Origin of the sequence: Sphaerisporangium sp. NPDC051017, assembly GCF_040683095.1 — a bacterium.
Taxonomy (GTDB): Bacteria; Actinomycetota; Actinomycetes; order Streptosporangiales; family Streptosporangiaceae; genus Sphaerisporangium.
The window spans coordinates 92,742-119,574 of the sequence record NZ_JBFBCI010000021.1 but is presented as its reverse complement, the minus strand read 5'-3'; the positions used below and the strand labels follow the sequence as shown (position 1 = coordinate 119,574).

General features: G+C 69.6%; 24 protein-coding genes and 1 pseudogene. 11 read left to right on the top strand and 14 right to left on the bottom strand.

Translation table 11 applies throughout. The features are described 5' to 3' along the window. From AB0M95_RS19080 to AB0M95_RS19070, 3 genes are all read left to right on the top strand, one after another. The coding region (locus AB0M95_RS19080) for a LamG-like jellyroll fold domain-containing protein (protein WP_363765994.1) at positions 1 to 1,340 on the top strand (1,340 nt) is incomplete at its 5' end. Beyond that, positions 1,337 to 1,609: a DUF6461 domain-containing protein gene (locus tag AB0M95_RS19075; RefSeq protein ID WP_363766014.1), complete on the top strand. Its 273-nt coding sequence runs from the start codon at positions 1,337 to 1,339 to the stop codon at positions 1,607 to 1,609. The genes AB0M95_RS19080 and AB0M95_RS19075, both read left to right, overlap by 4 nt. A gap of 27 nt (positions 1,610 to 1,636) precedes the next feature. Beyond that, positions 1,637 to 1,879, top strand: coding sequence for an ATP-binding protein (locus AB0M95_RS19070; RefSeq protein ID WP_363765991.1), 243 nt, complete (start codon positions 1,637 to 1,639; stop codon positions 1,877 to 1,879). Between the two features lie 82 nt (positions 1,880 to 1,961). Here the strand turns inward: AB0M95_RS19070 and AB0M95_RS19065 are convergent, their stop codons facing one another. The 3 genes from AB0M95_RS19065 to AB0M95_RS19055 form a co-directional block, all read right to left on the bottom strand. After that, entirely contained in the window at positions 1,962 to 4,043 is a 2,082-nt protein-coding gene (locus tag AB0M95_RS19065; RefSeq protein WP_363765988.1) for a prolyl oligopeptidase family serine peptidase, read from the bottom strand. Between the two features lie 95 nt (positions 4,044 to 4,138). Next, positions 4,139 to 5,356 (bottom strand): hypothetical protein, encoded by a 1,218-nt coding sequence (locus AB0M95_RS19060; RefSeq protein WP_363765985.1) that lies wholly within the window; start codon positions 5,354 to 5,356, stop codon positions 4,139 to 4,141. Between the two features lie 326 nt (positions 5,357 to 5,682). Beyond that, on the bottom strand, positions 5,683 to 5,982 hold the full coding sequence (locus tag AB0M95_RS19055) for a hypothetical protein (protein WP_363765982.1): 300 nt from the start codon (positions 5,980 to 5,982) through the stop codon (positions 5,683 to 5,685). A 241-nt stretch (positions 5,983 to 6,223) separates the two neighbouring features. On the opposite strand from AB0M95_RS19055, the gene AB0M95_RS19050 reads away from it, so the two are divergent. The 4 genes from AB0M95_RS19050 (at position 6,224) to AB0M95_RS19035 (ending at position 10,211) form a co-directional block, all read left to right on the top strand. Next, positions 6,224 to 7,708, top strand: coding sequence for a helix-turn-helix transcriptional regulator (locus tag AB0M95_RS19050; protein WP_363765979.1), 1,485 nt, complete (start codon positions 6,224 to 6,226; stop codon positions 7,706 to 7,708). Beyond that, the gene (locus tag AB0M95_RS19045) at positions 7,705 to 8,601 is read left to right on the top strand and encodes an aminoglycoside phosphotransferase family protein (RefSeq protein ID WP_358512860.1); all 897 of its coding nucleotides are present in this window, start codon (positions 7,705 to 7,707) and stop codon (positions 8,599 to 8,601) included. The genes AB0M95_RS19050 and AB0M95_RS19045 overlap by 4 nt, the downstream gene beginning before the upstream one ends. A gap of 425 nt (positions 8,602 to 9,026) precedes the next feature. Then, positions 9,027 to 9,230 (top strand): cold-shock protein, encoded by a 204-nt coding sequence (locus AB0M95_RS19040; protein ID WP_214412336.1) that lies wholly within the window; start codon positions 9,027 to 9,029, stop codon positions 9,228 to 9,230. Between the two features lie 300 nt (positions 9,231 to 9,530). Further along, a complete protein-coding gene (locus AB0M95_RS19035) occupies positions 9,531 to 10,211 on the top strand; it encodes a DUF998 domain-containing protein (RefSeq protein WP_363765976.1) in 681 nt (226 codons plus the stop codon). A gap of 38 nt (positions 10,212 to 10,249) precedes the next feature. Here the strand turns inward: AB0M95_RS19035 and AB0M95_RS19030 are convergent, their stop codons facing one another. Continuing rightward, the gene (locus AB0M95_RS19030; RefSeq protein ID WP_363765973.1) at positions 10,250 to 11,236 is read right to left on the bottom strand and encodes a malate dehydrogenase; all 987 of its coding nucleotides are present in this window, start codon (positions 11,234 to 11,236) and stop codon (positions 10,250 to 10,252) included. Between the two features lie 204 nt (positions 11,237 to 11,440). On the opposite strand from AB0M95_RS19030, the gene AB0M95_RS19025 reads away from it, so the two are divergent. Beyond that, positions 11,441 to 12,412 carry a phosphotriesterase-related protein gene (locus AB0M95_RS19025; RefSeq protein ID WP_363766012.1) on the top strand — a complete coding sequence of 324 codons (972 nt, stop codon included), beginning with the start codon at positions 11,441 to 11,443 and terminating at the stop codon, positions 12,410 to 12,412. A gap of 187 nt (positions 12,413 to 12,599) precedes the next feature. Here the strand turns inward: AB0M95_RS19025 and AB0M95_RS19020 are convergent, their stop codons facing one another. Beyond that, positions 12,600 to 14,960 (bottom strand): Tex family protein, encoded by a 2,361-nt coding sequence (locus AB0M95_RS19020; protein WP_363765971.1) that lies wholly within the window; start codon positions 14,958 to 14,960, stop codon positions 12,600 to 12,602. Positions 14,961 to 15,117: 157 nt separating this feature from the next. Then, on the bottom strand, positions 15,118 to 17,088 hold the full coding sequence (locus AB0M95_RS19015) for a glycosyl hydrolase family 18 protein (RefSeq protein WP_363765968.1): 1,971 nt from the start codon (positions 17,086 to 17,088) through the stop codon (positions 15,118 to 15,120). Between the two features lie 345 nt (positions 17,089 to 17,433). Between AB0M95_RS19015 and AB0M95_RS19010 the strand changes: the two genes are divergently transcribed. Continuing rightward, positions 17,434 to 18,213 (top strand): maleylpyruvate isomerase family mycothiol-dependent enzyme, encoded by a 780-nt coding sequence (locus tag AB0M95_RS19010; protein ID WP_363765965.1) that lies wholly within the window; start codon positions 17,434 to 17,436, stop codon positions 18,211 to 18,213. A gap of 181 nt (positions 18,214 to 18,394) precedes the next feature. Here AB0M95_RS19010 and AB0M95_RS19005 read toward each other — a convergent pair whose 3' ends face one another. Together AB0M95_RS19005 and tnpA are read right to left on the bottom strand one after the other, a co-directional pair. Continuing rightward, positions 18,395 to 19,684: a transposase gene (locus AB0M95_RS19005; protein ID WP_363765962.1), complete on the bottom strand. Its 1,290-nt coding sequence runs from the start codon at positions 19,682 to 19,684 to the stop codon at positions 18,395 to 18,397. A gap of 6 nt (positions 19,685 to 19,690) precedes the next feature. Beyond that, positions 19,691 to 20,026, bottom strand: a pseudogene (gene tnpA, locus AB0M95_RS19000) (IS200/IS605 family transposase); the annotation flags it as partial. Between the two features lie 201 nt (positions 20,027 to 20,227). Between tnpA and AB0M95_RS18995 the strand changes: the two are divergent. Continuing rightward, positions 20,228 to 20,827, top strand: a complete 600-nt coding sequence (locus AB0M95_RS18995; protein WP_363765960.1) for a hypothetical protein — start codon at positions 20,228 to 20,230, stop codon at positions 20,825 to 20,827. Positions 20,828 to 21,227: 400 nt separating this feature from the next. Here the strand turns inward: AB0M95_RS18995 and AB0M95_RS18990 are convergent, their stop codons facing one another. The 3 genes from AB0M95_RS18990 to AB0M95_RS18980 form a co-directional block, all read right to left on the bottom strand. After that, positions 21,228 to 21,878, bottom strand: coding sequence for a restriction endonuclease (locus AB0M95_RS18990; protein ID WP_363765957.1), 651 nt, complete (start codon positions 21,876 to 21,878; stop codon positions 21,228 to 21,230). Positions 21,879 to 22,174: 296 nt separating this feature from the next. After that, positions 22,175 to 22,948: a maleylpyruvate isomerase N-terminal domain-containing protein gene (locus tag AB0M95_RS18985; RefSeq protein ID WP_363765954.1), complete on the bottom strand. Its 774-nt coding sequence runs from the start codon at positions 22,946 to 22,948 to the stop codon at positions 22,175 to 22,177. Positions 22,949 to 22,998: 50 nt separating this feature from the next. Further along, a complete protein-coding gene (locus AB0M95_RS18980) occupies positions 22,999 to 23,196 on the bottom strand; it encodes a hypothetical protein (protein WP_363765952.1) in 198 nt (65 codons plus the stop codon). 639 nt (positions 23,197 to 23,835) lie between these two features. Here AB0M95_RS18980 and AB0M95_RS18975 point away from each other — a divergent pair. Continuing rightward, the gene (locus AB0M95_RS18975) at positions 23,836 to 24,474 is read left to right on the top strand and encodes a restriction endonuclease (RefSeq protein ID WP_363765950.1); all 639 of its coding nucleotides are present in this window, start codon (positions 23,836 to 23,838) and stop codon (positions 24,472 to 24,474) included. Positions 24,475 to 25,018: 544 nt separating this feature from the next. Here the strand turns inward: AB0M95_RS18975 and AB0M95_RS18970 are convergent. The 3 genes from AB0M95_RS18970 to AB0M95_RS18960 are packed head-to-tail and all read right to left on the bottom strand — an operon-like array spanning position 25,019 to position 26,689. Then, on the bottom strand, positions 25,019 to 25,387 hold the full coding sequence (locus AB0M95_RS18970) for a DUF4180 domain-containing protein (protein WP_363765949.1): 369 nt from the start codon (positions 25,385 to 25,387) through the stop codon (positions 25,019 to 25,021). Continuing rightward, positions 25,380 to 26,252, bottom strand: coding sequence for an alpha/beta hydrolase (locus AB0M95_RS18965; RefSeq protein WP_363765946.1), 873 nt, complete (start codon positions 26,250 to 26,252; stop codon positions 25,380 to 25,382). The genes AB0M95_RS18970 and AB0M95_RS18965 overlap by 8 nt, the downstream gene beginning before the upstream one ends. Positions 26,253 to 26,257: 5 nt before the next feature. Continuing rightward, positions 26,258 to 26,689, bottom strand: a complete 432-nt coding sequence (locus tag AB0M95_RS18960; RefSeq protein WP_363765944.1) for a helix-turn-helix domain-containing protein — start codon at positions 26,687 to 26,689, stop codon at positions 26,258 to 26,260. Positions 26,690 to 26,833 lie beyond the last annotated feature (144 nt).

Below are 26,833 nucleotides of genomic sequence, written 5' to 3'. Positions count from 1 at the left end.
CCAGCTGGGCCAAGAAAGAGTGGGATCTCGTCCACTCGGTCAACGGCATCGTTCAAGCCTGGGCAGACGGCCAGCCGAACTACGGCTTCCAGCTCACCGCGGGCAACGAATCCGACCTCACCAACTGGCGCCGCTACCGGACCACTGAATACACCGTCTGCAACAACGGCACAGCCTGCGAAAAACACCCGCACCAGCCCCTGCTATTCGTCGACTTCGAGCCTGCGCCGGAGCCGATAGAGGCGTTGTACGTGCGACCGCGTGGTAGTTCCGCCCCCACTCTCGATGAGGTCTTGGCTCACGTCAACGACTCGGTGGAATACGAGCCGGCCGACCCTGCCACGGTCACTCCCGCGCAGCTCGAGACCGACGCCGAACAATCGACGGCCGCCGTCGGCTCCTTGCTCAAGGACGCGGCCTTACCTGATGGCATGGCGCTGGAAGAGATCGAACGGTGGAGCAACCCGGACATCGGCGAGGACCCGATGCAGCCCCCAACGCCGAAGGCGGCCGCGGCTCATTGGCTGTTCGACGAGGCGGTCGGCACGAAGGTCGCCGATTCAACACTCAGAGACAACCAGGCGACGCTGAATACGGGTACGAGGTGGATCCCGGGTAAGGCCGGCACGGCACTGTCCAATGCTCCTGCTGTCATCGACGTGCCTGATTCGCCCTCTGGGCCGTCCGTGAGCACTCTGCAGGCGATCCCCTCGGCTCAGGTCGGCGGAAAGACGATCACGTCCAGCGTCACCCCGCGACTACAGGCCCAGGTGAACGATCCGGCTGGCGGAACGCTAAGGGCGGACTTCGAGATCGAGCACGACCCGGCTGCACCAGAAGGGCAGGGTACCGGGCAGATCTGGGCCAGCGACGCCCAGAATGTGACGGCTGGAACGACAGCCACGGTCACCGTTCCGGCCGGGAAGTTGGCCGATGGTTGGCTTGTCCGCTGGCGTGCCCGCGCTGTCTCGGCGACCGCGACATCGCCATGGTCGGACTGGCAACTTCTGACGGTCGATCCGGCGAATGCGGGTAATGAGCCACTCACGACGGTGGCCACGCCCATCATTCGTACAGACGAAAGTTTCGCCATCGCCGCCTGGGTTCGTCTCGACGACCGGGACGGGCGCTATGCGATCGCCGAGCAGAAGGGCATCAGCACTGCGCCGTTCCACCTCGGTGTAGACCCGGCTCACGGGCTGGTGTTCACCATGAGGCAATCGGACTCCGCGGCCAGCTCAGAAGAGGGCGCCGTTTCCGAGACGGTTCCTCCTGTGGGCGAATGGTTTCACCTCGCCGGTTCCTATGACGCAAGTTCTGGAACCCTGTCTCTGTACTGACCTCCTTTGATCCCAGGAAACCCGGGTGGCGGTATGGCAGTGATCCCGATCGTCTCCTCAGCACGATGGAGGAGGTCGGCTTCGACCCCACACACGTCCCGGGAAGCTATGTCCCGCACGATGAGGGTGACGAGGACGAAGAGTTCACCATCGATCGCCCGGCCGTGGACGGAGCGCTGATGCTCGCCGCCCGGCTCACCGGCGTCGTGTTGTCCCAAAGAGTGCTGAACGGACCGCTACTAGCCGGCAGCCCCGTCTCTCAGGGTTGACTTTGGAAGGCGCCCAGGACGGGTTCGATGAGCGCCCAGCAGACGTTGGTCAGTGAGTTGATCGGGAGCAGTATTCGTCACACTGCCAGTGGGCGGGGCGGTTCGGTCACGATCGCCGTGCTGGAGGTCGGCGGCACCCTGCGGGTCGAGGTCGCGGACAGTGGTGGCGGAGACCGTCCCCTGCCTCTGCTCCAGAGGAGAACTACTCGAATCGGGACGTGCGATGAGGCTGGTCGAGGTCATGGCGTCGCGATGGGGGTTCACGCGTGACTCCGCTGCGAGCGGCACGACATGGTTCGGACTGGAGGGCGCCCGGAACCTGCAAGGAGGCCGCCGGGCGCCCGGTCGAGGGTCACATTCCCAGGGAGCGTTTGAGGAAGTCCAGTTGGAGTTGGAGGAGGTTTTCGGCGACGGATTCCTGGGGGGTCATGTGGGTGACGCCGGTCAAGGGGAGGACGGTGTGGGGGCGGCCGGCGGCGGTGAGGGCGGATGAGAAGCGCAGGGTGTGGGCGGCGATGACGTTGTCGTCGGCGAGGCCGTGGATGAGCATGAGCGGGCGGGTCAGGTCGGCCGCCTCGTGGATGATCGAGTTGCGGGTGTAGGCGTCCGGGTCCTCGTCGGGGTGGCCGAGGTAGCGCTCTTTCCAGTACGTGTCGTACAGCCGCTGGTCGGTGGGCGGGGCTCCCGCGACGGCGGCGTGGAAGACGTCCGGGCGGCGCAGTACGGCGAGGGCGGCGAGGAATCCGCCGAACGACCAGCCGCGGATCCCGACCCGGGACAGATCGAGGTCGGGGTGCCGGTCGGCCGCCGCGTGCAGGGCGGTGATCTGGTCCTCCAGCACGGGGGTGGCGAGTTCGCCGCGCACGGACCGGTCCCACACAGGGCCCCGGCCGGGCGTGCCGCGGCCGTCGGCGACGACCACCGCGAACCCCTGCTCGGCGAACCACTGCGCGACCAGCATGTCCCAGGTGCGCGCGGCCAGCACGAGCTGCAGTCCCGGCCCGCCGTAGGGGGCCATGAGGACGGGCAGTTTCCCGGTGCCGGGCTCGTGCCAGGACGGGAGCAGCACCGCCGTGCACAGCTCCCGCTCACCGGCTCGCATCAGCGTGACGCGCGGCGTGAGCACGGGCGTCTCGGCGTGGGAGGCGATCTCGGCGACCTGGCGCCCGTCGCGGTGGACGGTCACGCGGGTGCCGAAGTGGTCGAGGGACCGCGCGGCCACGATGAGGGTGCCGGCGCCGAGCCACCCCTCGTGCACGCCCGGCTCGGTGGTGACGGGCCGAGGGCCGTCTTCGGGCGAGTACATCCAGAGGTGGGTCTCGGTCGGCTCGGCCGTGCCGGCGAACAGGACGGTGTCGCCGTCGACGTCCAGGACGGCCCGCACCTGGAGGCCGGCCGGGGTGACCGGCTCGCCGTCCACCAGCAGGCGGTAGGTGGCGCCGAGGGCGGCCGTCCACACGAGCGCGCCGGACGCGGTGAGCGCCGGGGTGCCGGACACGATGTCGACCCAGGCCGGGTCGTGGTCCTCGCGCACCACCGTGGTCGCCCCCGTGTCCGGGTCCACGCGCAGGACCCGCGCGGTCCGCTGGTCGCGGCTCTGGACGACGATCAGCAGGGACGTCCCCCAGTACACCGAGACGAGGTACTCGAACGCCTTCCGGTCCCACTCCACCGGCACCCGCGAGCCGTCGAGCCCGAGCAGCCACAGCGAGACGTCCGCGTTGTCCGTTCCCGCCTGCGGGTAGGCGATCACCTTGGGCTGCGCGGCGGGCTGGGACGGGTCGGAGATGTACCACCGCTGGAGCATGGAGTTGTCGACGCGCGCGGCGAGCACGCGCGAGCCGTCCGGTGACCACCAGTACCCGCGGTCCCGTCCCATCTCCTCGGCGGCGACGTGCTCGGCGAGCCCGTAGACGACCTCGGGGCCGTCGGGCTCGGCCAGCGCGCGGTCCGTCCCGTCCAGATCGACGACGCGCAGGGCTCCGCCGGAGACGTACGCGACGCGCGCGCCGGTCGGGTCGGGCCGCGGGTCGATCACCGGGCCGGACGCGGGGAGCTCGGCGGCCGTGGCGGCCGGGTCGTGCAGCGCGACCGTGTACAGCCGGCCGGACAGCGCGAACGCGGCGAGGCCCGCGGCGGCGTCCGTCGCGTAGGCCACGATGCCGGCGGCCTGCTCGCGTGACCGCTCGCGGCGGGCCTTCTCCTCCTCGGGCACGTCCTCGGCTCCGAGGCCCAGCGCTCCCGGGTCGGCGACGAGCCGTTCCTCACCGGTGGCGACGTCCAGCGTCCACAGGCGCTCGACGGGGTCGTCCCCGCCGCCCGACCGGATGAAGGTCACCCTGCCGCCGTCGGGGGAGATGCCGAACCGGCGGGGGACTCCGAGGCGGAAACGTCGCGTACGGGCGAACTGACGGGGGAAGCTGGGTTCGGCCATGCCTGACATGCTCGCAGAGATCGCGGCCGCTCCTCCAATCAATTGCGGCTCCGCCGCAGGTCGGGACCCCTGAATGGCCGGAATGGCCGGATTGGTCAGCCGCGGGTCAGGACGAAGTCATCCTCGTCGTCGCCTTCCCCGACCGACCCCACCGCCCACAGCCGGGACGTTCCCGGCACGTGGGCCACGCGGGTGACCCGTACGAGGTGGGACGCCGTGTACGGCTGCTCCTCTCGCCAGGCGCGCAGCAGCGGGCCGTACGACGCCGTCCAGGAGCGCCCGTCGAAGTGGAGGAACAGCGGCCTGCCCGGCTGGGAGTCGTCCGCCCCGCTGAGCCAGACGTCGCCGGCGCCGAACGCGGTGACCCCCTGGAGGCCGCCCCGGGAGACCGGCACCCCGGCCCGCCCCCAGGTCGTGCCGTCCCAGTGGAGGACCAGCGGGATCTCCGCCGCGCCGTCCGGTGAGATCACGCCGCCGACCGCCCACACGTCGGACGGCGAGATCATCCACACGTCGCGCAGTACCCCGCCGGTGATCTCGGGGAGGGTGATGCGCTCCCAGGACTGGATCTCGGGCCCCGACACGGCTCTGCCGTGCCAGATCATCGGCATGCCCTGCTCCGGCCCGTTGGTGGAGGCCGGAACGTCCGAGCCCACCGCCCACACGTGCCCGGGCGCGGCGGTGATGCTCAGGAACTGCCCGTCCGCGCGCAGGATGGTGCGGAAGCCCCGGCCGGTCCAGCGCGCGATCAGGCCCTGCGTGGAGCTGCGGCCCGCGAACCACGTGCCGGCGCGCCCGGTCGTGACGTCGGTGAGATGGTAGTCCTCGGCGTCGCCGTACGGATGCCACCCCCGCCAGCGGAGACCGTCCCAGTGCGCGGCGTACGGCCCGCGGGCGTTGCCGACGATCCACGCGTCGGAGGGGGAGGCCGCGCTCACGCCGACGAGGTGCCAGGCGTCGTTCTCGCTGACCGCCGTCTGCGTCCAGCGGACGCCGTCCCAGTGCTGGAGCGCCGGGGTGCCCTCCCTGTCCTCGGCGCTGCGCTGGTAGCCGACGGCCCAGGCGTCCCGCGGGCCGGTCGCCGCGATCTCCCGCAGGGCGGCGGCGCTCGTCAGGCGGGCGTTCCCGGCGGGCTTCCACTCCGACGCCGGGACGGGGGACGGCGTGGGGACGGGGGTGGGGGTGTCGATTTCGGACATCGTGGACGTCCTGGGCGCCGACGCCCCTTCGGCGGGGGTCTCGGGGCCACCGCCGCACGCCGTCGCGAGAGCGAGGCAGGCCATCGCCACCGGCCACCGGCGTGTGATCCTCATGTCACGGCATGCTCGCAGGAAGTGACGGGCCTCCGCCACCGAAGCGCCGTTGTCAGCCGCCGTTCGCAGCCGATGATGATCTTTTGGGCGTCACTCTTGTAGCGTGAATCAGCGGAAATGTTCCGGCTAATCAGTTTGATCACGGAACGCGCGGACGGCTCGCGCGGTGGGCACGCGCGAGCCGTCCGGGTATCGGGCCGGGAATCCCCGGGCTCAGAAGGTGGGCGCCTCCTGGAGGCCGTGAAACGCGGAGAACCTCCGGAAATGTGAAGTGTGCCGCGAGTCGATCAGCAAATGGCGAGAACCCCGGGAGCGGGTCAAGACGGTCAGCGGCGCATGACGTGCAGAACGCTCGCGATGCGTTCCGCCGCCGTGACGATGTCGGAGGCGTGGCCGATGCGGCCCGCCCACGAGAGCCAGAACCACCACTCGCCGTCGGCGGCGTTGGCGGCGAGGACGTCCTCGGTGACCGCCGGAGCCATCGGGTTGATCACGCGGAGGCGTGGATAGAGTCCGGCGCGCGCCGTCAGGCGAACCTGGAAGGCGTGCGCCTCCAGTTGCGCGGCGAGTCGTTCCAGGTGGTCGAGGGCTTCAGCCGACTGAGTGCCTGAGTCTGCCGTCTTCATCGGGGTCTCCAACCGGGAGAGGGGGACCGGATGGGGACCAGACTGGCCCCGGCGCCACCGACCGGCAATCCGAGCAAATCCACTGATAAGTGGAATACCGTCGAATGGAACCCAGGTTTACGTGGAAAGCACGCGGGTGCCCGTGCATCAGTCCCATAACGGCCGGGGCCATTAGGTGCCGGCTCGTTAACATCGGGGAAACATCCGTAAGGCCAACACCTCAGTGGCGGGGGGGCGACAGATGGCCCGTGGAGAACACTCCCCGGCGTGTGCCAGACGCTGGCGAGAACAAGCCGCGGCACAGCAGTGGACCCTGTGGCAGACCGCCCAGGCCATCCACGGCTGTTGCGGGGTGAGCCTGCTCAAAGCCCACCGGCTGGCACGCGGGTGGTCCGCGCGCCAGGCGATCGAAGAGCTCGAACGGCTCTGCGAGACGCACTCGCTGGGCCTTCCCCGGGCGAGCATCGACCTGCTCAACGCCTGGGAGAACAACCGCGCCCGTCCACGTCCCCAGACCATCGACCAGATCGCCCGGCTGTACTCCGCCAACGCCGTGCGGCTCGGCCTGGCCGCCGACTACTGCGACGACGGCGACGGCGCGAAGGTCGTGGTCGTCGCCGCGGCCCAGCAGACGCTCCCGGGCGAGGACACCATCCCCCAGCCCACCCGCGCCGCCCCCGCCGACCTGGACGACGAAAGCGAGCGCCGCGCGCTGTTCCACCACGCGCTGCTCAGCTCGGGGCTGCCCCTCAACGGCCGCCTGCTCGCCGAGGTCGAGCGCACGCGCCAGGACATGGACCGCACGCTGGCCTCCGGCACCATCACCGAGGACCAGCTCGACCGCCTGGACGAGCAGGTCCTGCGCTACCGCCGCGAGTACATCAAGAGCGCGCCGCTGCCGATGCTCTACCGCCTGATGCTGGAGCTCGGCGACGTCCGCAGGCTGGTCGCCGCGCGCCAGCCCGCAGTCACCCAGCGGCGCCTGCTGAACGCCACCACGATGCTCGCCCTGCTGTCGGCCGACGCGCTCATGAAACTCGGCGACACCCGGCAGGCCCACGCGTGGTACGGCACGGCGCGCGCCGCCTCCGACGACATGGGCGAGGTGCGCCTGCGCGCGCTGGTCAGGGCGCAGGAGGCCATGCTGCCGTACTACTACGGCGACCTCACCGAGACCGTTCGGCTCGCCCGCGAGGCCCGGATGCTCGCCGGGAGCGCTCCAAGTTCCCCCGCGGCGCTCGGCGCGGCGGCCGAGGCGCGGGCCCTGGCGCGCATAGGCGAGCACCAGGCGGCCCGTGTGGCGCTCGCCGAGGCCGAGCGCATCTTCTCGCGCATGCCGCGCGAGGGCACCGACCACCTGGCGTTCCGCTTCTCCGAGCGGCGGCTGCAGTTCTACCGCATGGGTACGCTCATCGAACTGGGCGAGGCCGAGCAGGTACAGGAGTGGATCTCCCGCTCCGCGAGCCCGTACACCATCGACCCGGCGCTCGTCCTGCTCGACCAGGCCGCGCACATCGCCCGGGAGGGCGGCTACGACGAGGCCTGCCGGCTCGCCGAGCAGGCGCTGACACAGGTGCCGCCCGAGCACCGCACCTCGATCGTGGTGACCCGGGCGCGCGCGCTGATGTCGATGATCCCGCGCGGGAACCGGCGAACACCCGCCGCCCGGCACCTGCACGACCTGCTGGCGGAGTCCGGCCCCCAACTCGCCTTGGAACGCCCATGAACATGCTGGCGGACGAGGCCACCGCGATCCTCGCAGAGGTGTGTGAGAGCGTCGGCCTCGACGCCCGGGACGCCCGCCTGCTCCGGGTGCGCAGCAACGCGGTGTTCAAGCTGCGCGACGAGATCGTCGTCCGCATCGCCACCGCGCCGGACGCGCTGACGCGGCTGCCCGTCGTGCTGGCGGTCGCCCGCTGGCTCGCCGGCCAGGGGTTCCCCACGGTCCGGCCGGCCGACGAGCTGTGCGACCAGCCGCTGGTGTACGACGGGCGGGTCGTGACGTTCTGGCACTACGTGCCCGCGAGCGGGCGGCCGACCACCCGGCAGCTCGGCAAGATCCTGCGCAGCCTCCACCTGCTGCCGGTGCCGCCGTTCCCGCTGAAGCGGCTCGCCGACCCGCTGGCCGAGGTACGCCACTCGGTCGAGCACGGCAAGGAGGTGCTGTCGCCGTGCCAGCGCGCCTGGCTGCGCGACCGGGTGGACGAGCTGACCACGCGGTGGGAGTCGCTGGAGACGGACGCGCCCGCGGTGCTGCTGCACGGCGACGCCTGGATCGACAACCTGCTGCGCTGCAGCGACGGCCACGCGGTCCTCTGCGACTGGGACGGCGTCGCGGTCGGCCCCCGCGAGTGGGACCTCGTGCACACCTACCACGGCCAGCGGCGGTTCGGCCTGACGGAGGCCGACGTGGACGAGTTCGCCGGCGCGTACGGCTCCGACCTGCGCGGATGGCACGGCTACCCCACCCTGATGGAGGTCAGGGACATGTACGCCATCGGCATCCACATCCGCAACGCCACCCGCGACCCGTTCTCGCGCAAGGAACTGCCCCGGCGGCTCGACTCGCTGACCCGGGGCGACGGCCAGGCCCGCTGGTACCTCACCGAACCTGCCTGAGCACGCCCGCGCGGCCCCGGCGGAGCCTCCTCCTCCGCCTGGGCCGCGCGAGGCGGGGGCGGCGGCGGCGAACGCGGCCTTCGCCGTCGCCCAGCGGGTCCTTCGGGAGGATACCTGAACGCCACGAACACGTTGATGCATTTTTGGCGGTATGTCAGTTTATTTGAGACCAAAAGCATCCCAATGCACGAGGTGTGAGGCGACACGCCGGACGCGTTTGAGATCGGCGCGGGCACCATGTAGGGTCGGCCATGTTGCAGTCGTAGTTTCCTCGAACGTCTTTTTATAAAGCGCCCGCGGGAAGTTTCCTGACAGCGGTCGTTCTGCTTCTCTCGTGGTTAACGTGGATGCAGGGTAAGGTCCGCTATGCAGCCCCGAGTCGCCGCCCCGGCGACCCGGTGAAGCTCTTACCAGGGAGAAAGCAGTTGTCTGAAGGCACCGTCAAGTGGTTCAACGCCGAAAAGGGCTTTGGTTTCATCGCTCCGGACGACGGTAGTGCCGATGTTTTCGTGCACTACTCGGCGATCACCTCGGGTGGCTACCGCAGTCTGGACGAGAACCAGCGGGTCACGTTCGTGACCGTGCAGGGCGCCAAGGGTCCGCAGGCCGAGCAGGTCACCGTCATCTGACCTGAATCTCACCTGAGCCCGTACCGCATCGCCGGTACGGGCCACTGGGCTTTTCGGGGTCCGTTCGCACGCGTCACCTATTGCTCAGATATCTTGCCCTTTCCCGGGTAGTTCCGGCCGGGTGAGACTCACCCATACCCCGAGGACCCCGGGTCGCGTTCTCGCAGGTACCGGGGCCGGACCCTGATCCGGCCCCTGACGGCGGCACGCTGAGGTCGGGGTCGGGCCGGGGCACGCCCAGGGCTCGATCCGGTCGATCTCCGATGTCCGCGCAGGTCACCGGGCGCGAAAGTCGAGGACATGACAAGTCCTTTGACCGCGGGCGGCTTCGCGACCCTGGCCGGCGGCGCCGTCGCGATGGCCGCGCTCCACGTCGTGTCCGACCTCGACCCGCTGCACGGGATGATCAGTGAGTACGCCTACCACCCCCATGGCTGGCTGCTGCCCGTCTCGCTGACCTTGCTGGCCGTGGGGTCGGCCTTGTTCGCCGTGGAGATGTCCCGGCGGCACGCCGGGCGCTCGTGCGCGCTCCTGCTCGGCGCGTGGAGCGTCTGTATGTTGCTGATCGCGGCGTTTCCCACGGACAGGCCGGGGGTGTCGCTCTCCATGTCCGGGGGCATCCACCGCTACGCGGCCTTTGTCGCCTTTGTTGGCATGCCCGCGGCGGGTCTCATCATGGCCGGACGCGGTGGCGCGCACGCCCGGACCCTGCGCGGCCTCAGCGTCGCGGCGGGCGTCTTCCTGATCCTGGTGCTGATCCCCTACGCGTCGCGCACATTCGGTGTCGAGCCCGGCGCCGGGGTCGCGGGCCTCACCCAGCGCCTGGTCGTGGTGACGGAAGTGGTCATCCTCACCCTGATCGGGCTGAAGAACGCGGGCACGCGCGCGCCCCGCCCCGCCGGTCGCCCCGCGCGCGTGGAGGCCGCGGGGGAGACCGTCGCGGGCGCGCCCGTGAGCGCCGCCGTCCTGCAGAAGATCTAGCTCAGCCGAGCCGGATCAACACGAGCCCGGCTACAGGGCTAGATGAGCCCGAGCCCGGCCACGGCGTCGCGCTCCTCGCTCAGCTCGCGCACCGAAGCGTCGATGCGCTCGCGGGAGAACGCGTTGACCGGCGCGCCCTGGACGATCTCCCAGCGCCCGCCGCGGGACACGGCCGGGAACGACGAGATCAGCCCCTCGGGGACGCCGTACGAGCCGTCGGAGGTCAGCGCGACGGATGTCCAGTCGCCCTCGGGGGTGCCGTTCACCCAGTCGTACACGTGGTCGATGGCCGCGTTCGCCGCCGAGGCCGCCGAGGACGCGCCCCGCGCCTCGATGATCGCCGCGCCGCGCTTGGCCACCGTCGGGATGAAGGTGTCGCGCAGCCACGCCTCGTCCACCTGCTCGGCCGCGATCTTGCCGTTGACCTCGGCGTTGTACAGGTCGGGGTACTGCGTCGCCGAGTGGTTGCCCCAGATCGTCATCTTGGAGATCGAGGTCACCGGGACGTCCAGCTTGGCGGCGAGTTGCGACAGGGCGCGGTTGTGGTCGAGGCGGGTCATCGCGGTGAAACGCTCGGCGGGCACGTCCGGGGCGTGCGAGCGGGCGATCAGCGCGTTGGTGTTGGCCGGGTTGCCCACGACCAGCACGCGTACATCGTCGGCCGCGTGGTCGTTGATGGCCTTGCCCTGCGGGCCGAAGATGCCGCCGTTGGCCTGGAGCAGGTCGCCGCGCTCCATGCCCGCCGTGCGCGGGCGGGCGCCCACCAGCAGCGCGACGCCGGCGCCGTCGAAGGCGACGTTGGGGTCGTCGCTGATGTCGATGCCCTGGAGCAGCGGGAACGCGCAGTCGTCCAGCTCCATGGCCGTGCCCTCGGCGGCCTTGACGGCCTGCGGGATCTCCAGCAGGCTGAGCCGCACGGGAACGTCCGGGCCGAGAAGCTGGCCTGAGGCGATGCGGAAGAGCAGCGCGTAGCCGATCTGACCGGCGGCGCCGGTGACGGTGACCTTGACGGGAGCCTGCGTCATGACGTTTCCCTACGTGGACGTGTGAAGGTTTCCGAACAGCCGAAGGCTATCCGCTCGAAACACCGGCCTCCGCACGCAGGTTCGCCCAAGACGGCGCGGACGGGCGCCGCCGCGCCTCGTTGACGCGCGGTCGCCGGAGATCTACGGTACGGGCACCCCTCCGACGCCGGAAGAAGCCGGACTAAGCCGGGAGGCCGCGTGCCGATGGTCCAGACCGTCCGTGGGCCGGTGGACGCCGGAGCCCTCGGGCAGACGCTCATGCACGAGCACGTCTTCGTCGTGGACCCGCAGAGCCTCGGCGACTACGGCGCCGGGAACTGGTGGGACGAGGAGCACCGCATCGCGGACGCGATCGCCAAGCTGCGCCGGCTCGTCGCCCGGGGCGTGTCCACCATCGTCGACCCGACGGTCTGGGGGATCGGCCGGTACATCCCGCGCATCCAGCGGGTCGCCGCCGAGGTGCCCTCGCTCAACATCATCGTCGCCACCGGCGTCTATACCTTCGCCGACGTGCCCTTCCGGTACTCCCACCACGGTCCGGGCACGGTGTTCGACGCCCCGGAGCCCATGGTCGACGACTTCGTGAAGGACATCACCGAGGGCATCGCCCGCACGGGCGTGAAGGCGGCGTTCCTCAAGTGCGCGATCGACCATCACGGTCTCACGCCGGGCGTCGAGCGCGTCCTGCGCGCCGTGGCGAAGACCCACGCGCGGACGGGCGTGCCGATCACCGTTCACACCAATCCGCACGCTCACACCGGGATCGCCGCGGTGGACGTGTTCACCGAGGAGGGGGTGGACCTCACCAAGGTCGTGCTCGGCCACTCGGGCGACAGCAACGACCTCGACCACCTCATGCGCCTCGCCGACACGGGGGCGACCCTGGGTATGGACCGCTTCGGCCTGGACGCCTACAACCCCACCGCGTCGCGTGTGGACACGATCGTGAGCCTCTGCGCGCGCGGCTACGCCGACCGCATGGTGCTCAGCCACGACACCGCCTGCTTCATGGACATCGTCGGCGGCCAGTGGGACTACCTCGTCGAGCACCTCGCCCCGAACTGGCACTACGGGCACATCCACGACGACGTGCTCCCCGCCCTGCGCGAACGAGGCGTCACCGAGGCCCAGATCCACCAGATGCTCGTGGACAACCCCCGCAGGCACTTTTCCTGAACGGTCCGGGACAGCGGCGGTGACCCCAAGGTATTCGAATGGTGGATCAGCGCATGGCCGGGCGAGGACGGTCGTCTTCGCCCGGAAAACGCCCGGCCGGCGCCCTTGGTGCGTCACCCTTCGGGTGAGCACGGGAGGGCGCCGGCCGGAACAGGTGTTCGGCGTGCCCGCGATCCGTGGGACGTGCCTACTTGAGGCCCTTGTCGAGGCCGGCCTTGCGGAGGGCTTCGGCGAGGGCGCCGCCGACGGGGGCGCGATCCTGCTTCGGCTGGCCGCCGCCGCGCCGGTCGGGCCGCTTGCCGCCGCCGCCCCGGTTGCGGTCACGCCCGCCGGAGCCGTCCTGTGCGCCCTGGCCGCCGCCCGATCGGGCCGGTGTCTCGTCGTCGAGGCGCAGCGTGAGGGAGATGCGCTTGCGCGGGATGTCGACGTCGAGCACCTTCACGCGGACGATGTCGCCGGGCTTGACCACCTCGCGGGGATCTTTCACGAAATTCCTGGACATGGCGGACACGTGCACGAGGCCGTCCTGGTGCACGCCGATGTCCACGAAAGCCCCGAACGCGGCCACGTTGGTCACCACGCCCTCCAGCAGCATGCCCGGCGCGAGGTCCGCGAGCGTCTCCACGCCCTCCTTGAACGTCGCCGCGCGGAAGGCCGGTCGCGGGTCGCGTCCCGGCTTCTCCAGCTCCTTGAGGATGTCGGTGACCGTCGGCAGGCCGAACGTGTCGTCGGCGAACCGGGCGGGCTCCAGCGTGCGCAGCGCCGCGGTGTTGCCGATCAGCGTCTTGATGTCCCCGCCGGCGACGTCGAGGATGCGCCGCACCACTGGATACGCCTCCGGGTGCACACTGGAGGCGTCCAGCGGGTCGTCGCCGCCCGGAATGCGCAGGAAGCCCGCGCACTGCTCGAACGCCTTCGGGCCGAGCCGCGCGACGTCCTTCAGCGCGCGCCGCGACCGGAAAGGGCCGTGGGTGTCGCGGTGCAGCACGATGTTCTCGGCCAGGCCCGAGCCGATGCCCGACACGCGGGTCAGCAGCGGCGCCGACGCCGTGTTGACGTCCACGCCGACCGCGTTCACGCAGTCCTCGACCACCGCGTCCAGCGAGCGGGACAGCTTCGTCTCGGCGAGGTCGTGCTGGTACTGGCCGACGCCGATCGACTTGGGGTCGATCTTGACGAGCTCGGCCAGCGGGTCCTGCAGGCGGCGGGCGATCGACACCGCGCCGCGCAGCGACACGTCCAGGCCGGGCAGCTCCTGCGAGGCGTACGGCGAGGCGGAGTAGACAGAGGCCCCGGCCTCCGACACCACGATCTTGGTGAGCTTGAGGTCGGGGTGGCGCTTGATGAGGTCGCCCGCGAGCTTGTCGGTCTCGCGGGACGCGGTGCCGTTGCCGATGGCGATCAGCTCGACGCCGTGCTGCGCGGCGAGCCGGGCGAGCGTCGCGATCGACTCGTCCCAGCGCCGCCTCGGCTCGTGCGGGTAGATCGTCTCGGTCGCCACCACCTTGCCCGTGGCGTCCACGACGGCGACCTTCACGCCCGTGCGCAGGCCCGGGTCCAGGCCCATGGTCGGACGGGTGCCCGCGGGCGCGGCCAGCAGCAGGTCGCGCAGGTTGGCGGCGAACACGCGCACGGCCTCGTCCTCGGCCGCCTGCCACAGGCGCATGCGCAGGTCGATGCCCAGGTGGACGAGCACCCGTGTGCGCCAAGCCCAGCGCACGGTGTCCAGCAGCCAGCGGTCGGCCGGCCTGCCGCGGTCGGCGACGTCGAAGTGGCGGGCGATGCGCGCCTCGTAGGAGTTCGGGCCGTCCTCGGCGGGAGCCTCCTCGGGCTCCAGGGTGAGGGCGAGCACCTCTTCCTTCTCACCGCGGAACATCGCGAGGACGCGGTGCGAGGGCAGCTTGGTGAAGGGCTCGGCGAAGTCGAAGTAGTCGGAGAACTTGGCCCCGGCCTCCTGCTTGTCCTCCCTGACCTTCGCCACGAGACGGCCGCGCGACCACATCTGCTCGCGCAGCGGGCCGATCAGGTCGGCGTCCTCGGCGAAGCGCTCGATGAGGATGGCCCGCGCGCCCTCCAGCGCGGCGGCGGCGTCCGCGACGCCCTTGTCCGCGTCGACGTACCCCGCGGCGGCCTGCTGCGGGTCGTGCGAGGGGTCGGACAGGAGCAGGTCGGCCAGCGGCTCCAGCCCGGCCTCGCGGGCGATCTGCGCCTTGGTGCGGCGCTTGGGCTTGAAGGGCAGGTAGATGTCCTCCAGCCGGGCCTTGGAGTCGGCCGCCATGATCTGCGCTTCGAGCGCGTCGTCCAGCTTGCCCTGGGAACGGATCGACTCCAGGATCGCCGCGCGCCGCTCCTCCAGCTCGCGTAGGTAGCGCAACCGCTCTTCGAGCGTGCGCAACTGCGCGTCGTCGAGCATCTCGGTCGCTTCCTTGCGATAGCGGGCGATGAACGGCACGGTGGCGCCGCCGTCGAGCAGCTCGACGGCCGCCCGCACCTGCCGCTCGCGCACGCCGAGTTCGTCGGCGATCCGCTGATGAATGGAGATCGTCACGGTCTTGGTCCGCCTTCGGTTCGAGGTCCGGGGAAGATTGTGCACGCCCCGTCCCCCGATTGTCGCGCGCCGCCGGACCGGGGCGGGCGCGGTTCGCTCCCCGGGAACGCGAAAGGGGAGCCGCGCCCCGCGCGCGGCTCCCCTCGGTGCCTGGGGCTTAGCCCAGGCCGTTCTTCATCGCGGTGATCAGCTCGCCGTTGGTGGTGTCACCGGTCAGCTCCCAGAAGAAGGAGCCGCCGAGACCCTGGTTCTTGGCGTAGCTCATCTTTCCGGCGATCGTGGACGGGGTGTCGTAGCTCCACCACTGGTTACCGCAGAAGGCGTACGCGGTGCCGGCGACGGTGCCGTTGGCGGGGCAGCGGGTCTTGAGGACCTTGTAGTCCTCGATGCCCGCCTCGTAGGTGCCCGGAGCCGCGCCGGTGGCCGAGCCGCCGGGGGCGGCCTGGGTCACGCCGGACCAGCCGCGGCCGTAGAAGCCGATGCCGAGCAGCATCTTGCTCGCCGGGACGCCCTGGGCCTTCAGCTTCTGGACGGCGTCGTCGCTGTTGAATCCCTGCTGCGGGATGCCGGGGTAGGAGGTGAGGGGCGAGTGCGGCGCGGTCGGGCCCTGCGCGTTGAAGGCGCCGAAGAAGTCGTACGTCATGACGTTGTACCAGTTGACGTACTGCGAGGCGCCCGCGTAGTCCGCCTTCTCGATCTTGCCGCCCGAGGAGCCGTCGGCCGTGATGGCGCCGGTGACCAGGTAGTTCGAGCCGAAGCGGTTGCGCAGGGCCTGGAACACGTTCTTGAGCGCGTTCGGGCCGCTGTTGTCACAGGTCAGGCCACACGCGTTCGGGTACTCCCAGTCGATGTCGATGCCGTCGAACACGTCGGCCCAGCGCGGGTCCTCGACCAGGTTGTAGCAGGAGTTGGCGAAGGCGGTCGGGTTCGCGGCGGCCTGCGCGAAGCCGCCGGACCAGGTCCAGCCGCCGAACGACCAGAGGACCTTGAGGTTCGGGTACTTGGCCTTGAGCTTGCGGAGCTGGTTGAAGCTGCCGCGCAGGGCGCCGTTGTCCCAGGTGTCGGCCACGCCGTCGACGCTCTCGGCGGCGCTGTAGGCGCGGTCGTAGTCGGCCCAGGTGTCACCGATGGTGCACTGGCCGTTGGTGACGTTACCGAACGCGTAGTTGATGTAGCCGAGCTTGGCGGCCGAGCCGCTGGTGTCGATGTTCTTGACGTGGTAGTTGCGCCCGTAGATGCCCCACTCCACGAAGTAGCCCAGCAGCTTGTTGCCGCCACCGCCGCCACCGCCGGGCTGGGTGGTGACGTTGAGGGTGTTGCTGACGCCCGAGAGGTTGCCGGCCGCGTCGCGGGCCCGGACCGTGTAGGAGTACGCCGTGTTGGCCGACAGGCCGCTGTCGGTGTAGCTCGTGCCGGTGGCGGTGGTCACGAGGTTGCCGCCGCGGTAGACGTTGTAGCCGGTGACGCCCACGTTGTCGGTGGAGGCGTCCCACGCCAGCGAGACGCTGGAGGAGGTCGTCCCCGTGGAGCGCAGGTTGCCGGGCACGCTCGGCGGGGTGGTGTCGCCACCGCCACCGCCGCCGGTGGTGACGTTGAGGGTGTTGCTGACGCCCGACACGTTGCCGGCCGCGTCGCGGGCGCGCACGGTGTAGGAGTACGCCGTGTTGGCCGACAGGCCGCTGTCGGTGTAGCTCGTGCCGGTCACGGTCGTGACCAGGTTGCCGCCGCGGTAGACGTTGTAGCCGGTGACGCCCACGTTGTCGGTGGAGGCGTCCCACGCCAGCGAGACGCTGGAGGAGCTCGTTCCCGTGGAGCGCAGGTTGCCGGGCACGCTCGGCGCGGTGGTGTCGCCACCGCCGCCGCTCACCGGCGTCCACAGCGCGGGCACGATCGGCGGCTCCCAGCCGACAAGAGAGGTGTGGCTCTGGACGCACCGGTAGTCCACGCCGTTGTAGGTGACGATGTCGCCTGCGTTGTACCACGTGTTCGGAGCCCAGGCCGCGGCCATCGCGACCTTGCTGGACGCGGTCGCCGTGGCGGACGCGCTGGGGCTGAGGGCCACCGCTGTGCCGAGCGGGAGGACCATCGCCCCCGCCGCGATCATGACTTTGACGAACTTGAGTTTCATACGTGCTCCACGTCCATCAGGCGGAGTGAAAGGGGGGTCGATCTGGACGCAAATGCGGAGCCGGGGCCGCCACCGATGCCGGGGCGCGGCGCCGGCCTGTCGCCGGTGTTGCCGTGGCGACTGGGGGAGCTGGAGGGGTGGTCGGTGGGGATCGCGGCATGGTGCGACCTTCCTACCTCGTGTTGTAGTCCTTATTTTTAGGAAGCTTTCCTTTTAATTAGCTGGAAACCTACCTGGAGGCGCTTGCGCCGTCAATGTTTTCCTGACATCTCGGACTCACTCGAGGCCGTGGCGTGGGGCGTCCCGCCGGCTCGCGGTCGGCGGCCGGGGCTACGCTCGGGAGCCATGAGCGCAGACAGCGGAGGGCGCGGGCCATACGAGCGGCACGCGGCGGCCATCGAGGCGGAGACCGACCGGCTCGCCGAGGCCGCGCGGAATGCCGGGCCGGACGCGCCGGTGCCCACCTGCCCGGGCTGGACCATGACCAAGCTGGTCAAACACGTCGGGATCATCCAGCGGTGGGCCGAGCACATCGTGCGCGAGCGCGTCCAGCGGAGGATCAGCCCCCGCGAAGTGCCCGTCACGCTCCCCGGCGACGCGGACGGGTACCCGGACTGGCTGGCCGCCGGCGCCCGGACCCTCGCCGCCACCCTGCGCGCGGCCGAACCCGGCGACGCGGTGTGGACCTGGGCACCCGGCGGGAACGCCCGGTTCTGGGCACGGCGCATGCTGCACGAGGCCGCCGTCCACCGGGCCGACGCCGAGATCGCCCACGGCGGCGAGCCGCGCTTCGACGCGGACGTCGCCACGGACGGGGTGGACGAGTTGCTCGCCAACCTGGCCGGGGCCCCGGGCGTGCTCGAACGGCTGGCCGCCCTGGACGACGCCGGGCGCACCCTGCACCTCCACGCCACCGACGCCGAGGGCGGCGAGTGGATGATCACCCTGAGCTCGGAGGGGTTCACCTGGACGCACGGGCACGGCAAGGGCGACGTCGCCGTACGCGGCGCCGCAGGCGACCTGCTGCTGCTCGTCTACGGCCGTCTCGCGCCCGCCGGCGGTCGCTTCGAGATCTTCGGCGACCGCGACCTGCTGACCCGCTGGCTGGAGGCGACCCCGATCTAGCGCGTGCCCCGTCCTCCGCGGGATGGCGCCCCTTATGGGTGGACGCCTAGATGCGCTGGGCGGACCACGGGCGGATGTCGAGCGGCAGCGGCGGGATCTCGTTCGGCCGGTCGGTCTCCTCCCGGAGCGTGTCCTGCCCAGCGAGATGGTCGAGGAGTTGAAGTGCTCCCCACGACTAAAGCTAAAGTCGGGGGATTCCAGCCGTCCGGGGCGCCGTCTTCGCGGTTGCTCCAGACGCTGTTGCTTGGCGGTTCGCCTTCCGGCCCACACGGTTGCGTGGTTTGCGCGCCCCAACCCGCACACCCGGCCTGGGCTGTGCGTGCTCCGCCCTCCCGGCGGTGAGGATGTTCTTGGCGGCGTTCACATCAGCATGCTCAGTGTGGTCGCACGAGGTACACCGGAAGACCGCTTGGCTCTCGCGGGACCTCCGATCCACCACCGTGCACACATTGCACCTCTGGCTCGTGTACGCCGGATTGACACTGATCACATGGCTGCCCGTATACCGGGCCCTACTGCGGGTGGCCAGTTCGATGCGGTGCCAGCCCTTGTCCAGGATGGACCGGTTCAAGCCAGACTTACTCGCGGCTCCGCTGGGCAGGAACACACCCGGCCGCCCGGGGTCTGGTCTGGGCTCGACCCCGGCGGTCATGTTCTTGATCGCCAGCGCCTCGAAAACCACCAGCTCGAAGCCCGCGGCCAAGGTGCGGGCGGTCTTGGCGGCGAAGTCCTCCCGGCGTCTGCGGACCTTCCGTGCCAAGCCGGCGACCCGTGCGGCGGCCCGCTCACGCCGCCGGCTGCCTTTGCCGGTGCGGGCGAGGTCACGCTGGAGCTTGCCGGCATGCTCGACCTCCCGGTCGCGGGCGAACACCTTGTGGTGGAAGACGCCGTCCGAGCGGGTCACGACCTTGACCACACCCCGATCGATCCCCACCCCACTACCAGGGTTCGCGTGCCGCTCAGCAGGCGTGACTCCGTCCTCGACGAGGAAGCTGACGTACCAGTGCCCGCCGTCCCGGCAGACCGTGGCGTTCTTGACCTTCCCACCCAGCGGGCGAGTGATGCGGAAGCGGACCCAGCCGAGCTTGGGGAGTCTCGCCCGCGCCCAGCGCCGGTTGAGCCGCTCGACCGTGATCTTCCCGCCCTCGGGAAACCGGAAGCTCGGCGCGTTCCTCACCCGCGACTTCCAACAGACCTTCCACGTCCCATGTTCAGCACATGCCTGGTCCAAGTCGATGAGCGTCTGCTGAAGACAGTGGCCGGGCACCTCCGCCAGCCAGCCGAACTCGGCCTTGGCCTCCACCAGCTGCCGGGCCTGCTCGTGGTAACCGATCCACCCGCCGCGACGGCGGTATATACGACGCTGTTCCAGGGCGGTGTTCCACACACTGCGACAGGCCCCGCCGATCCGCTCGGCGAACCCGGCCTGCTCCTCGGTGAGGTCAAGACGGTACCTACGCCCGGTCAGCACGACACCTCACCGATTCTTCCGGTTCTCGGCGTACCGCTTGACGACCCCCAGGAGTGCCCCGCCCACGGCGGCGACGAAGCAGGAGCTGGCCCACAGGGCCGGCAGGATCGGCAGGGTCGGCAGTTTCGACGTCAACCTCGGGAACTCCAGGCGCAGAACGCGAGAAGAACGGCCCTTGATCGCCTTGACGAGCCTGTGGATGCCGAACTGCGGGTCCACCTCGACCAGCAGGTGAACGTGGCCGGGCACGACCCCCACTTCCACCAGCCACGCCCCCTTCTCCTCGATCACCTCGCGGATCAGCTCTTTCAGCCGAGCCTCGATCCGGCCGCCCAGCACTCGGTGCAGCATGCCTCTCGTAGCATCCTGTCCCCAACGGGTGATATCACCGGCCAATCGGTCCACATCGACTCTCATCTCGGACCTTCTAATTCAGAAATTCGAAAAGCGATCAGCGCATCTATTGAGCGAATCGGTCAGAAGCTGAAGAAAACAACTAGTGTCGAGTCATACCGAGAACTATTTGGAGAATGAGAAAGATCCGTGACGGCATCTCAGTCGAACACTCCAGAGGAGCACGCACTCGACGAGATCAAGCGGCAACGACGCCTTGTTGATCAAATGGCAACCGCGCATTCGTTGTTGAGAGACCAATACCGCAGAAGGGCCACCGCATCGACCTGCGTGCTATTAATAGCATCTGTTGTCGCAACAGCCTTCGCTTTTGCATCTGGCGACGCGAAAGTGACAATAATCCTGATCACAGCTGATCGGTCAATCCTGCTTGGCTGGTTTGCAGTACTCACCTTCTCGCTGACGCTTGTCGACCTGGTGCTTGATTGGCGAGGAACCGCTCGCAGCCACGAAGACGCCGCCCGGCAACTTGCTGCCCTGAAGGCGGAATATCGCACGCCTCCCGCGGAGGGGGTCGAGATCCAAGAACGTGATCGACTCTCGCAGCGCTATCAGGCGGTCATGGACGCCCTGTCCGCGATACCAGAGAAGAAGTTCACGCAGCTCAAGGCACGCCACCTCAGAAAGGTGGAGCTGAGCCGCATCCTCAGCGATCGACCGGGTATAACTGTCAGGCAAGCGCGAAGGGAGCTGCGGAAGCGGTGGACCAACAACACCACAGCGAAATGAACGACCCGCCACCGATATTGATTTCAATCGAAAGGTTGATGTGCCTCTACCTGCGGGCAAAGCGATTTGTGATTGACGCAGGATATGCGCATGAAATTGCCTGGCAAGGCTCGCGTAGAGTGGAGGACAGGTTACGACTAAAGTTTCCAGCACTCAGGAGCGTCAAGTCTAGCACAGAGTATTGTAGGAGAACGTTTCGCCGCTTGTGTCCAGGTAGTCGGCCCTATTCGCTCGGTGGGACGAAGAGTTGGAGACCACTCAGCCTGGATGCACCGCGCCGAATCTGACTTGATTGCCATGAAATGCGAGGAGGCGTCCTGCGAACTAGGGTGATGGGAGTTCTCATGCAAATGCCTATATATCCTGACTGCGGTACACGCGTACGCTCGTGCCGCGACGTCTACGCGCTCAGGCGCTCCGAGGCCGGCGGGGACAGAAGGTCGGGCAGCGGGATGCCCAGCGCCCACTCGGCGAGGTCGCGGCGGTCGAGCATGGCGAGCCCCGCGCCCTGGGCCTCGCGTAACGCGGCCGAGGTGTAGCCGCTGGAGGTGACGAGCAGGCCGGTGTGCCCCGAATAGGCATGCGCCAGGGCGCCGAGCAGGTTGCGCACATGAGGCGAACCGACGTTCGACGACCAGCGTCTGCACTGCACGGCGAACACCCGCCCGTCCGGAGCGACGCCCACCACGTCGACCCCGCCGTCCCCCACGCGGCCCGCCACGCGGACCTTGCGGAACCCGTCCCGCCGGAGCAGCGCGGCCACCAGATGCTCGAACTGCTCGCCGTTCATCTGGTCGATCGTCTCCAGGCGGGCGTTGGCCCGAAGGAACGCGTCACGCTGCCGGCGCGCCCGGCGGATGAGCGGCAGCGCGACCCCGATGGCCGCCGCCGCCGCGAGGAGGGTGGCCATCAGCAGCCACCCCGACGACGCGCGCACGAACCCCACCATCGCGTTCATCAGCGGGACCGCGACCACCAGGCCCACCAACGCCCACATGACGCCGTCGCCGGAGCGCCACCCCACGAGCCGGGCCGTCCACCGTCGCGCCATCGGAACCTCCCTGAGACCCTGAGACCCACGGCACCTCGAGACCGAGATGGCCACACGATGAGTCTGAACCTCGCCACCGACAAAATCGGTACCCGAGCCCGCCACCCGCAGGGTGCGAGCACATTCGCTTGGACCGTCCGCTGATGCGCACAGATCAGCCGGTACCCGAATGTGGTCGGCTTTGATCATTACAGGCCGAACCGGGTCGCCGCACGGTTTTCGGGATCTTGGACACACCGGCGGAGACACGCGCCGGGCCGGGAGGCCGGCCCGGCGGGGCCCGGCCGTCCGGAGCGTTACTGTGTGGCGGCGGTGCGCAGGGCGTGGAACTGCTTCAGCAGGGCGGGGTCGCCGGAAAGGCGGACAAAGGCGTCGTCGCCGCGGTTCCACAGCCAGAGCAGCAGCGGCCCGGCGTCGCCACTGACCAGCGCGTCCCCTTCGAACCCGGTCTTCGCGTCCTCGACGTGGACGCGGCCGGGAAGCACGCCCTCGCCGGGGATAGCCCTCAACGTCCAGGCGTGGTGGCTCGTGGAGACCGAGAGGGGTCGCTCGTCGGGCTCGTCCAGCAGGGTGCCGAAATCGTCGAGCCAGCGGGTGCTCCCGTAGCCGAGGAAGAGCTTGAGGACCTCGTCGATGCCGTCGAGGGCGAGATCGTCCGGGATCGGGGAGACCGGCCGCCCGGCCGTCAGCTCGGCGTCGACGCGGTGGATCACCGTCTCCTGGGCCATGCGGCGGATCCAGAAGCCCACCGTCTGGTCGGGCTCGTGCCACGTGGCCGCGCGATCCTCGGGGGAGTGCGCCGAGAACTGGCCGATCAGCACGGCATGGGTCTTGGCCAAGGACGTCACGGGGTCGTCGTCGAGGACCCCCGGGGGCCATTCCTCGGGGAAGGCTCCGAGCCGGATGGACTCGGCCTTGTGCAGGTAGACCTTGGCGACGTGATCGGCGAGGTCGGCGGCGCTCCAATCGGGACAGGACGGCACCCGGGCGGACGGATCGGCCGCCGCCACGGCGTCCCTCAGCAGCGCGAAGTCGTCCTCAAAACAGCCAAGAAGGCGAGAGAAATCCATCCTTCCATCGAACCAGCCACCACCGACAACCTGCACCGAATTTCCGTCGATCACCGACCTGAGCCGCCGACGCAGACGCCACAGGGGCGGTAGCCCGCCGCTTCGGCTTGCTCGGCGGAGCCGAACCGAAGGATCTCGTGCAGGTCGTAGCCCTGCGCCTCCCCGCCGGACCGTCCCGCGAGTAGCCCCCAGCAGTCCTCGCGGGCGTGATAGGCGTCACCGGCGCCAGTGGCGATCAACTCGTTCATCGGATGCCCTCTCTGGTCGCTCCGGTATACCCGGCCCGTCACACCCCGCGCCGAGAATATCCGGCCGCCCGAGGTATATGAAAGGTGTTCCTGATTCAAGACGATGCGGTCCTCGGTGCCGCGTCCAGATCACGATCCGGATCCTGGTCCAGATGTCGTGTCCGTATTCCCGTATTCGGCGCGTGAACATTCAGAGAAATCGACGGGCCTCCGCCGAGCCGTCGCCACGGTAAGAACGGAAACGCCGGTCTCAATATCCTCAGGATTCACATACCGCGGCTGGCGAGGGCGCCATGTGACAGGCATATGAGCAGTTCAGAGGCGCTGTTCAACGCTGATGAGAGGCTTCGGAAGGGTGTGGCGAGGTCGTCCGGTCCTCCGCGTCCCTGTTTCGTCCCAGCCGACCGGGCGAATGATGAACGTCCGGATTCGCCGTTCGTCGCCAGTGCCGTCCTCTTTCCGGATTCTCACCGGAAATTGTCGGTTCGGCCGTCTAGCATTCAGCCTTATGTAAGGTCCTCGCAGCGGCGCCGGGCCGGTCGCCTCCTTCCCGATCAGAGCGTCCAGGGCGTCATCTGCCGTGCCATCCCGCCATCCCAGTGGCGGTTCTCCCATTCAGCGACGAACCGGAGTTCTGGCATGAACACCCCCGATGTCCCGTCCTCTGCCCACTCGCCCGTCCGGCGCGTGGCGATCGGCACCGCGAAGACCGTGGGTGTCCTGGCGGGAGTGGCCGCCGTGCTCTGGTTGCTGGTCGCCGCAGTACGCCTGATCGTCGCCTACCACGTCGTCGCCCTGCTCGCTCTCGCGGTGCTGGGCCTGATGATCGCCGCCTGGGGTGTCGTCAGAGAGGCCAGGAAGCGCAAGGCCGCGATCTTGGAGGAGCGAATCCGGGACCGCGCCCGCTGGGAGCTCGTCGACGCGATGAGCGGGACCGACTTCGAGGACCTGGTCGCCGACCTGCTGCGCCGCGACGGGTTCCGCGACGTGCGCCGGGTCGGCCGCAGCCATGACGGCGGCGTCGACGTCGTGGCGCGTGCGGCGGACGGCCGCTGGATAGCCGTGCAGTGCAAGCGCCAGGCCGCGCGCGTCGGCGCCGACCGCGTCCGCAACCTCATCGGCGCCGTCAACGGCAGCACCTACGGCGGCCACCGCGCGGTCCTCGTCACCTCCAGCGTCTTCACCACCCCGGCCGGCCGGGAGGCCGAGGGCCACGTGCTGCTGGTCGACCGCCACCACCTGGGAGAATGGATGAAAGGCGCGTCCCTCAAGATCTGACGATCCCTACCTGGCGGACGCTGCGGTCGCCCGGCCCCTCAAAGGCGGACACCGCCGCGCTGCGGCCATCGGGGTAAGCGGTGAGACCTGCCGGTCCTTCCGGCTGGGTGCGCGCGCTTTCACCGGGGCGCCGGTCCGCGGGGTGATGAACGGCGAAGCCAGCGCCACCACACGCCGAGCAGCGCAATGAACTCCCTTGACCAAGAGCGAGGATGCCCGGTCGCGGTCGCGGTCGCCCGCTAGGTGGCGAGTTCGGTGTTGAGATGATCCTGGAACTCCCGCACTCGCTCGGTCCGGGAGATCGGCATGCCGCTGCTCGCGGAGAACGGGCGCGGCCTGTTGCCGGCCCACCGGCTCTCCGGCGGTCGCTGTCATGTCCGTTCCGCGACGACCTCGGCCACCGGCGCCCCCGGCAGGGCCGTCATCTTCGCCCTCCCCGCCGGTGACCTCCCAACCCGGAAGGACGACCGACCCTGCTTCACGAGCGGCCCACATTGACGGAGATGACCGTCCGGAGACATTCGAGGCGGGCCGTTGTTCGGGGTCAGGGCTCTTTCAGGCGGTTGTGGAGGTCGTCGATGTCTTTGACGAACCAGATGTGGCGGCCGCGGTTGCTTTCCAGGACCAGGGACCGCAGGGCGGGGCTGGTCGTGGTGTGGGGGGAGATGTCGCCGACCACGGCCATGCCGATTCCGTAGTTGACGAACTTCTGCATGATGTCGCCCGCCACGCGCGTGTTCAGGCGGAAGAACGCGTCGTCGAGGCGCGCGGCGGGTACGGCCACCCAGCGCGCCTGATGTCCGAACGCGTCCCCGATGACGTCCAGGGCGTCCTGCTCGTTCCGCAACGTTTGTCCGTCGGCGGTGCATACCAGTACGGGTACGCCGTGCATGTTCACCAGGTCGTCAGGCACGGCTGCCCTCCGGGGTGCGCAGGAACTCCAGGATCTGGGGTGTCTGGCCCTGCAGGTAGTGGCCGGCGTCGGGCAGCATGCGCACGGTGGCGTGCGGCGCGAGTCGTTCCAGCCGCCGGCGGGTCTGGTGGGAGTCCAGGATGGCGTCCCGGTCGCCGACGACGGCCAGTACGGGCATGGTGAGCCGCCGCAGCGCGTCATCGCCGAATACGGGCAGGTGGCGCCTGGGCAGGAAGTACTTATTGATCAGCAGGATGAACTCCACGAACGCCCGCGTCTGGGGCGACTGCCGCGCCGCCGGCTCGGGCTTCGTGCCGAGGATCATGTGCATCGCCTTGCTCCGTCCCCAGGCGCCGCCGAGCAGCGACAGCGACAGCGCCGCGATCAGCACGCCGGACTTGAGCTTGCCGATGCCGCCTGGGCACAGCAGCGCCAGGCGCTCCACCCGCTCGGGCCGGCGGGACGCGTAGTCGACGCCGAGCCACCCGCCGAGCGACACCCCTACGATGGACGCGAGCTCGACGCCGAGCCCGTCCAGCACGTCGTCGAGCCACCGCGCGTAGGCGTCGGAGGTCATGGGCGGCCGGGCGGGCGCGCTCAGCCCCGGTTCGCCGATCATGTCCACGGCATAGACGCGGAAGTTTCGCGACCAGTCGGCCGCCTCGCCGATCCACACCGCCGTGTTGGCCGCCGAACCGTGAAAGAGCAGCAGGGGAGGCGCGTCGGGCGGCCCGCAGGCGACGACGAAGGTCTCGCCCTGACTCGTGGGGAGCCGCACCTGCTCGATGGGCACCGGCCACCGCTCGAGGTACGCCCGGTACCGCTCCTCGACGGCCCGCGCGCCCACTTCAGACTTGTAGATCACTGGTTCTACTCCTTCACCATCACGCCGACGAGCCTGAGCAGCTCGGCGGTGTCGTCGGGACTCCCGATCAGGATGATCTTCAGCTCCGCCCGCTCTTCGTCGTAGATCGTCTCGACGCGCAGGCGCTCCTCGTCCGGGCCGCGGCCGATGGTCGAGGCCATCAGGAGGGTGCTCAGACGGTCCATCGCCTCGCGGCTGATCGCATCGACGCGCACGACGCACGACGCCTCGGCCCGGCGGTGGCGCCCGGCCGTCTCGGCGGCGGGCGGGGCCACGGGACGACCGGCGAAGGCGTCCAGCTCTTCGCGGGGAATCCTGTACTGCTTGCCGATGCGGACCGCCTTCAGTCGCCCGTCGCGGACGTACGCGCGCACGGTCTTGACGTGAAGGCCCAGCAGGTCGGCCACCTGCTGGACGGAGTACGGCGGTTGAGACACGGACTGCCTTCCCTGGAGTTCCTTATATTTCCGCATACTACCCATATGGGTGCGTGATAGGGAAGATTGAGGAAGTTCTGTTGTCTGTGGCTGACCGACCCTGGGCCGTCGGTGGATGCCCGGCTCGGGCGGGGCGGAATTGTC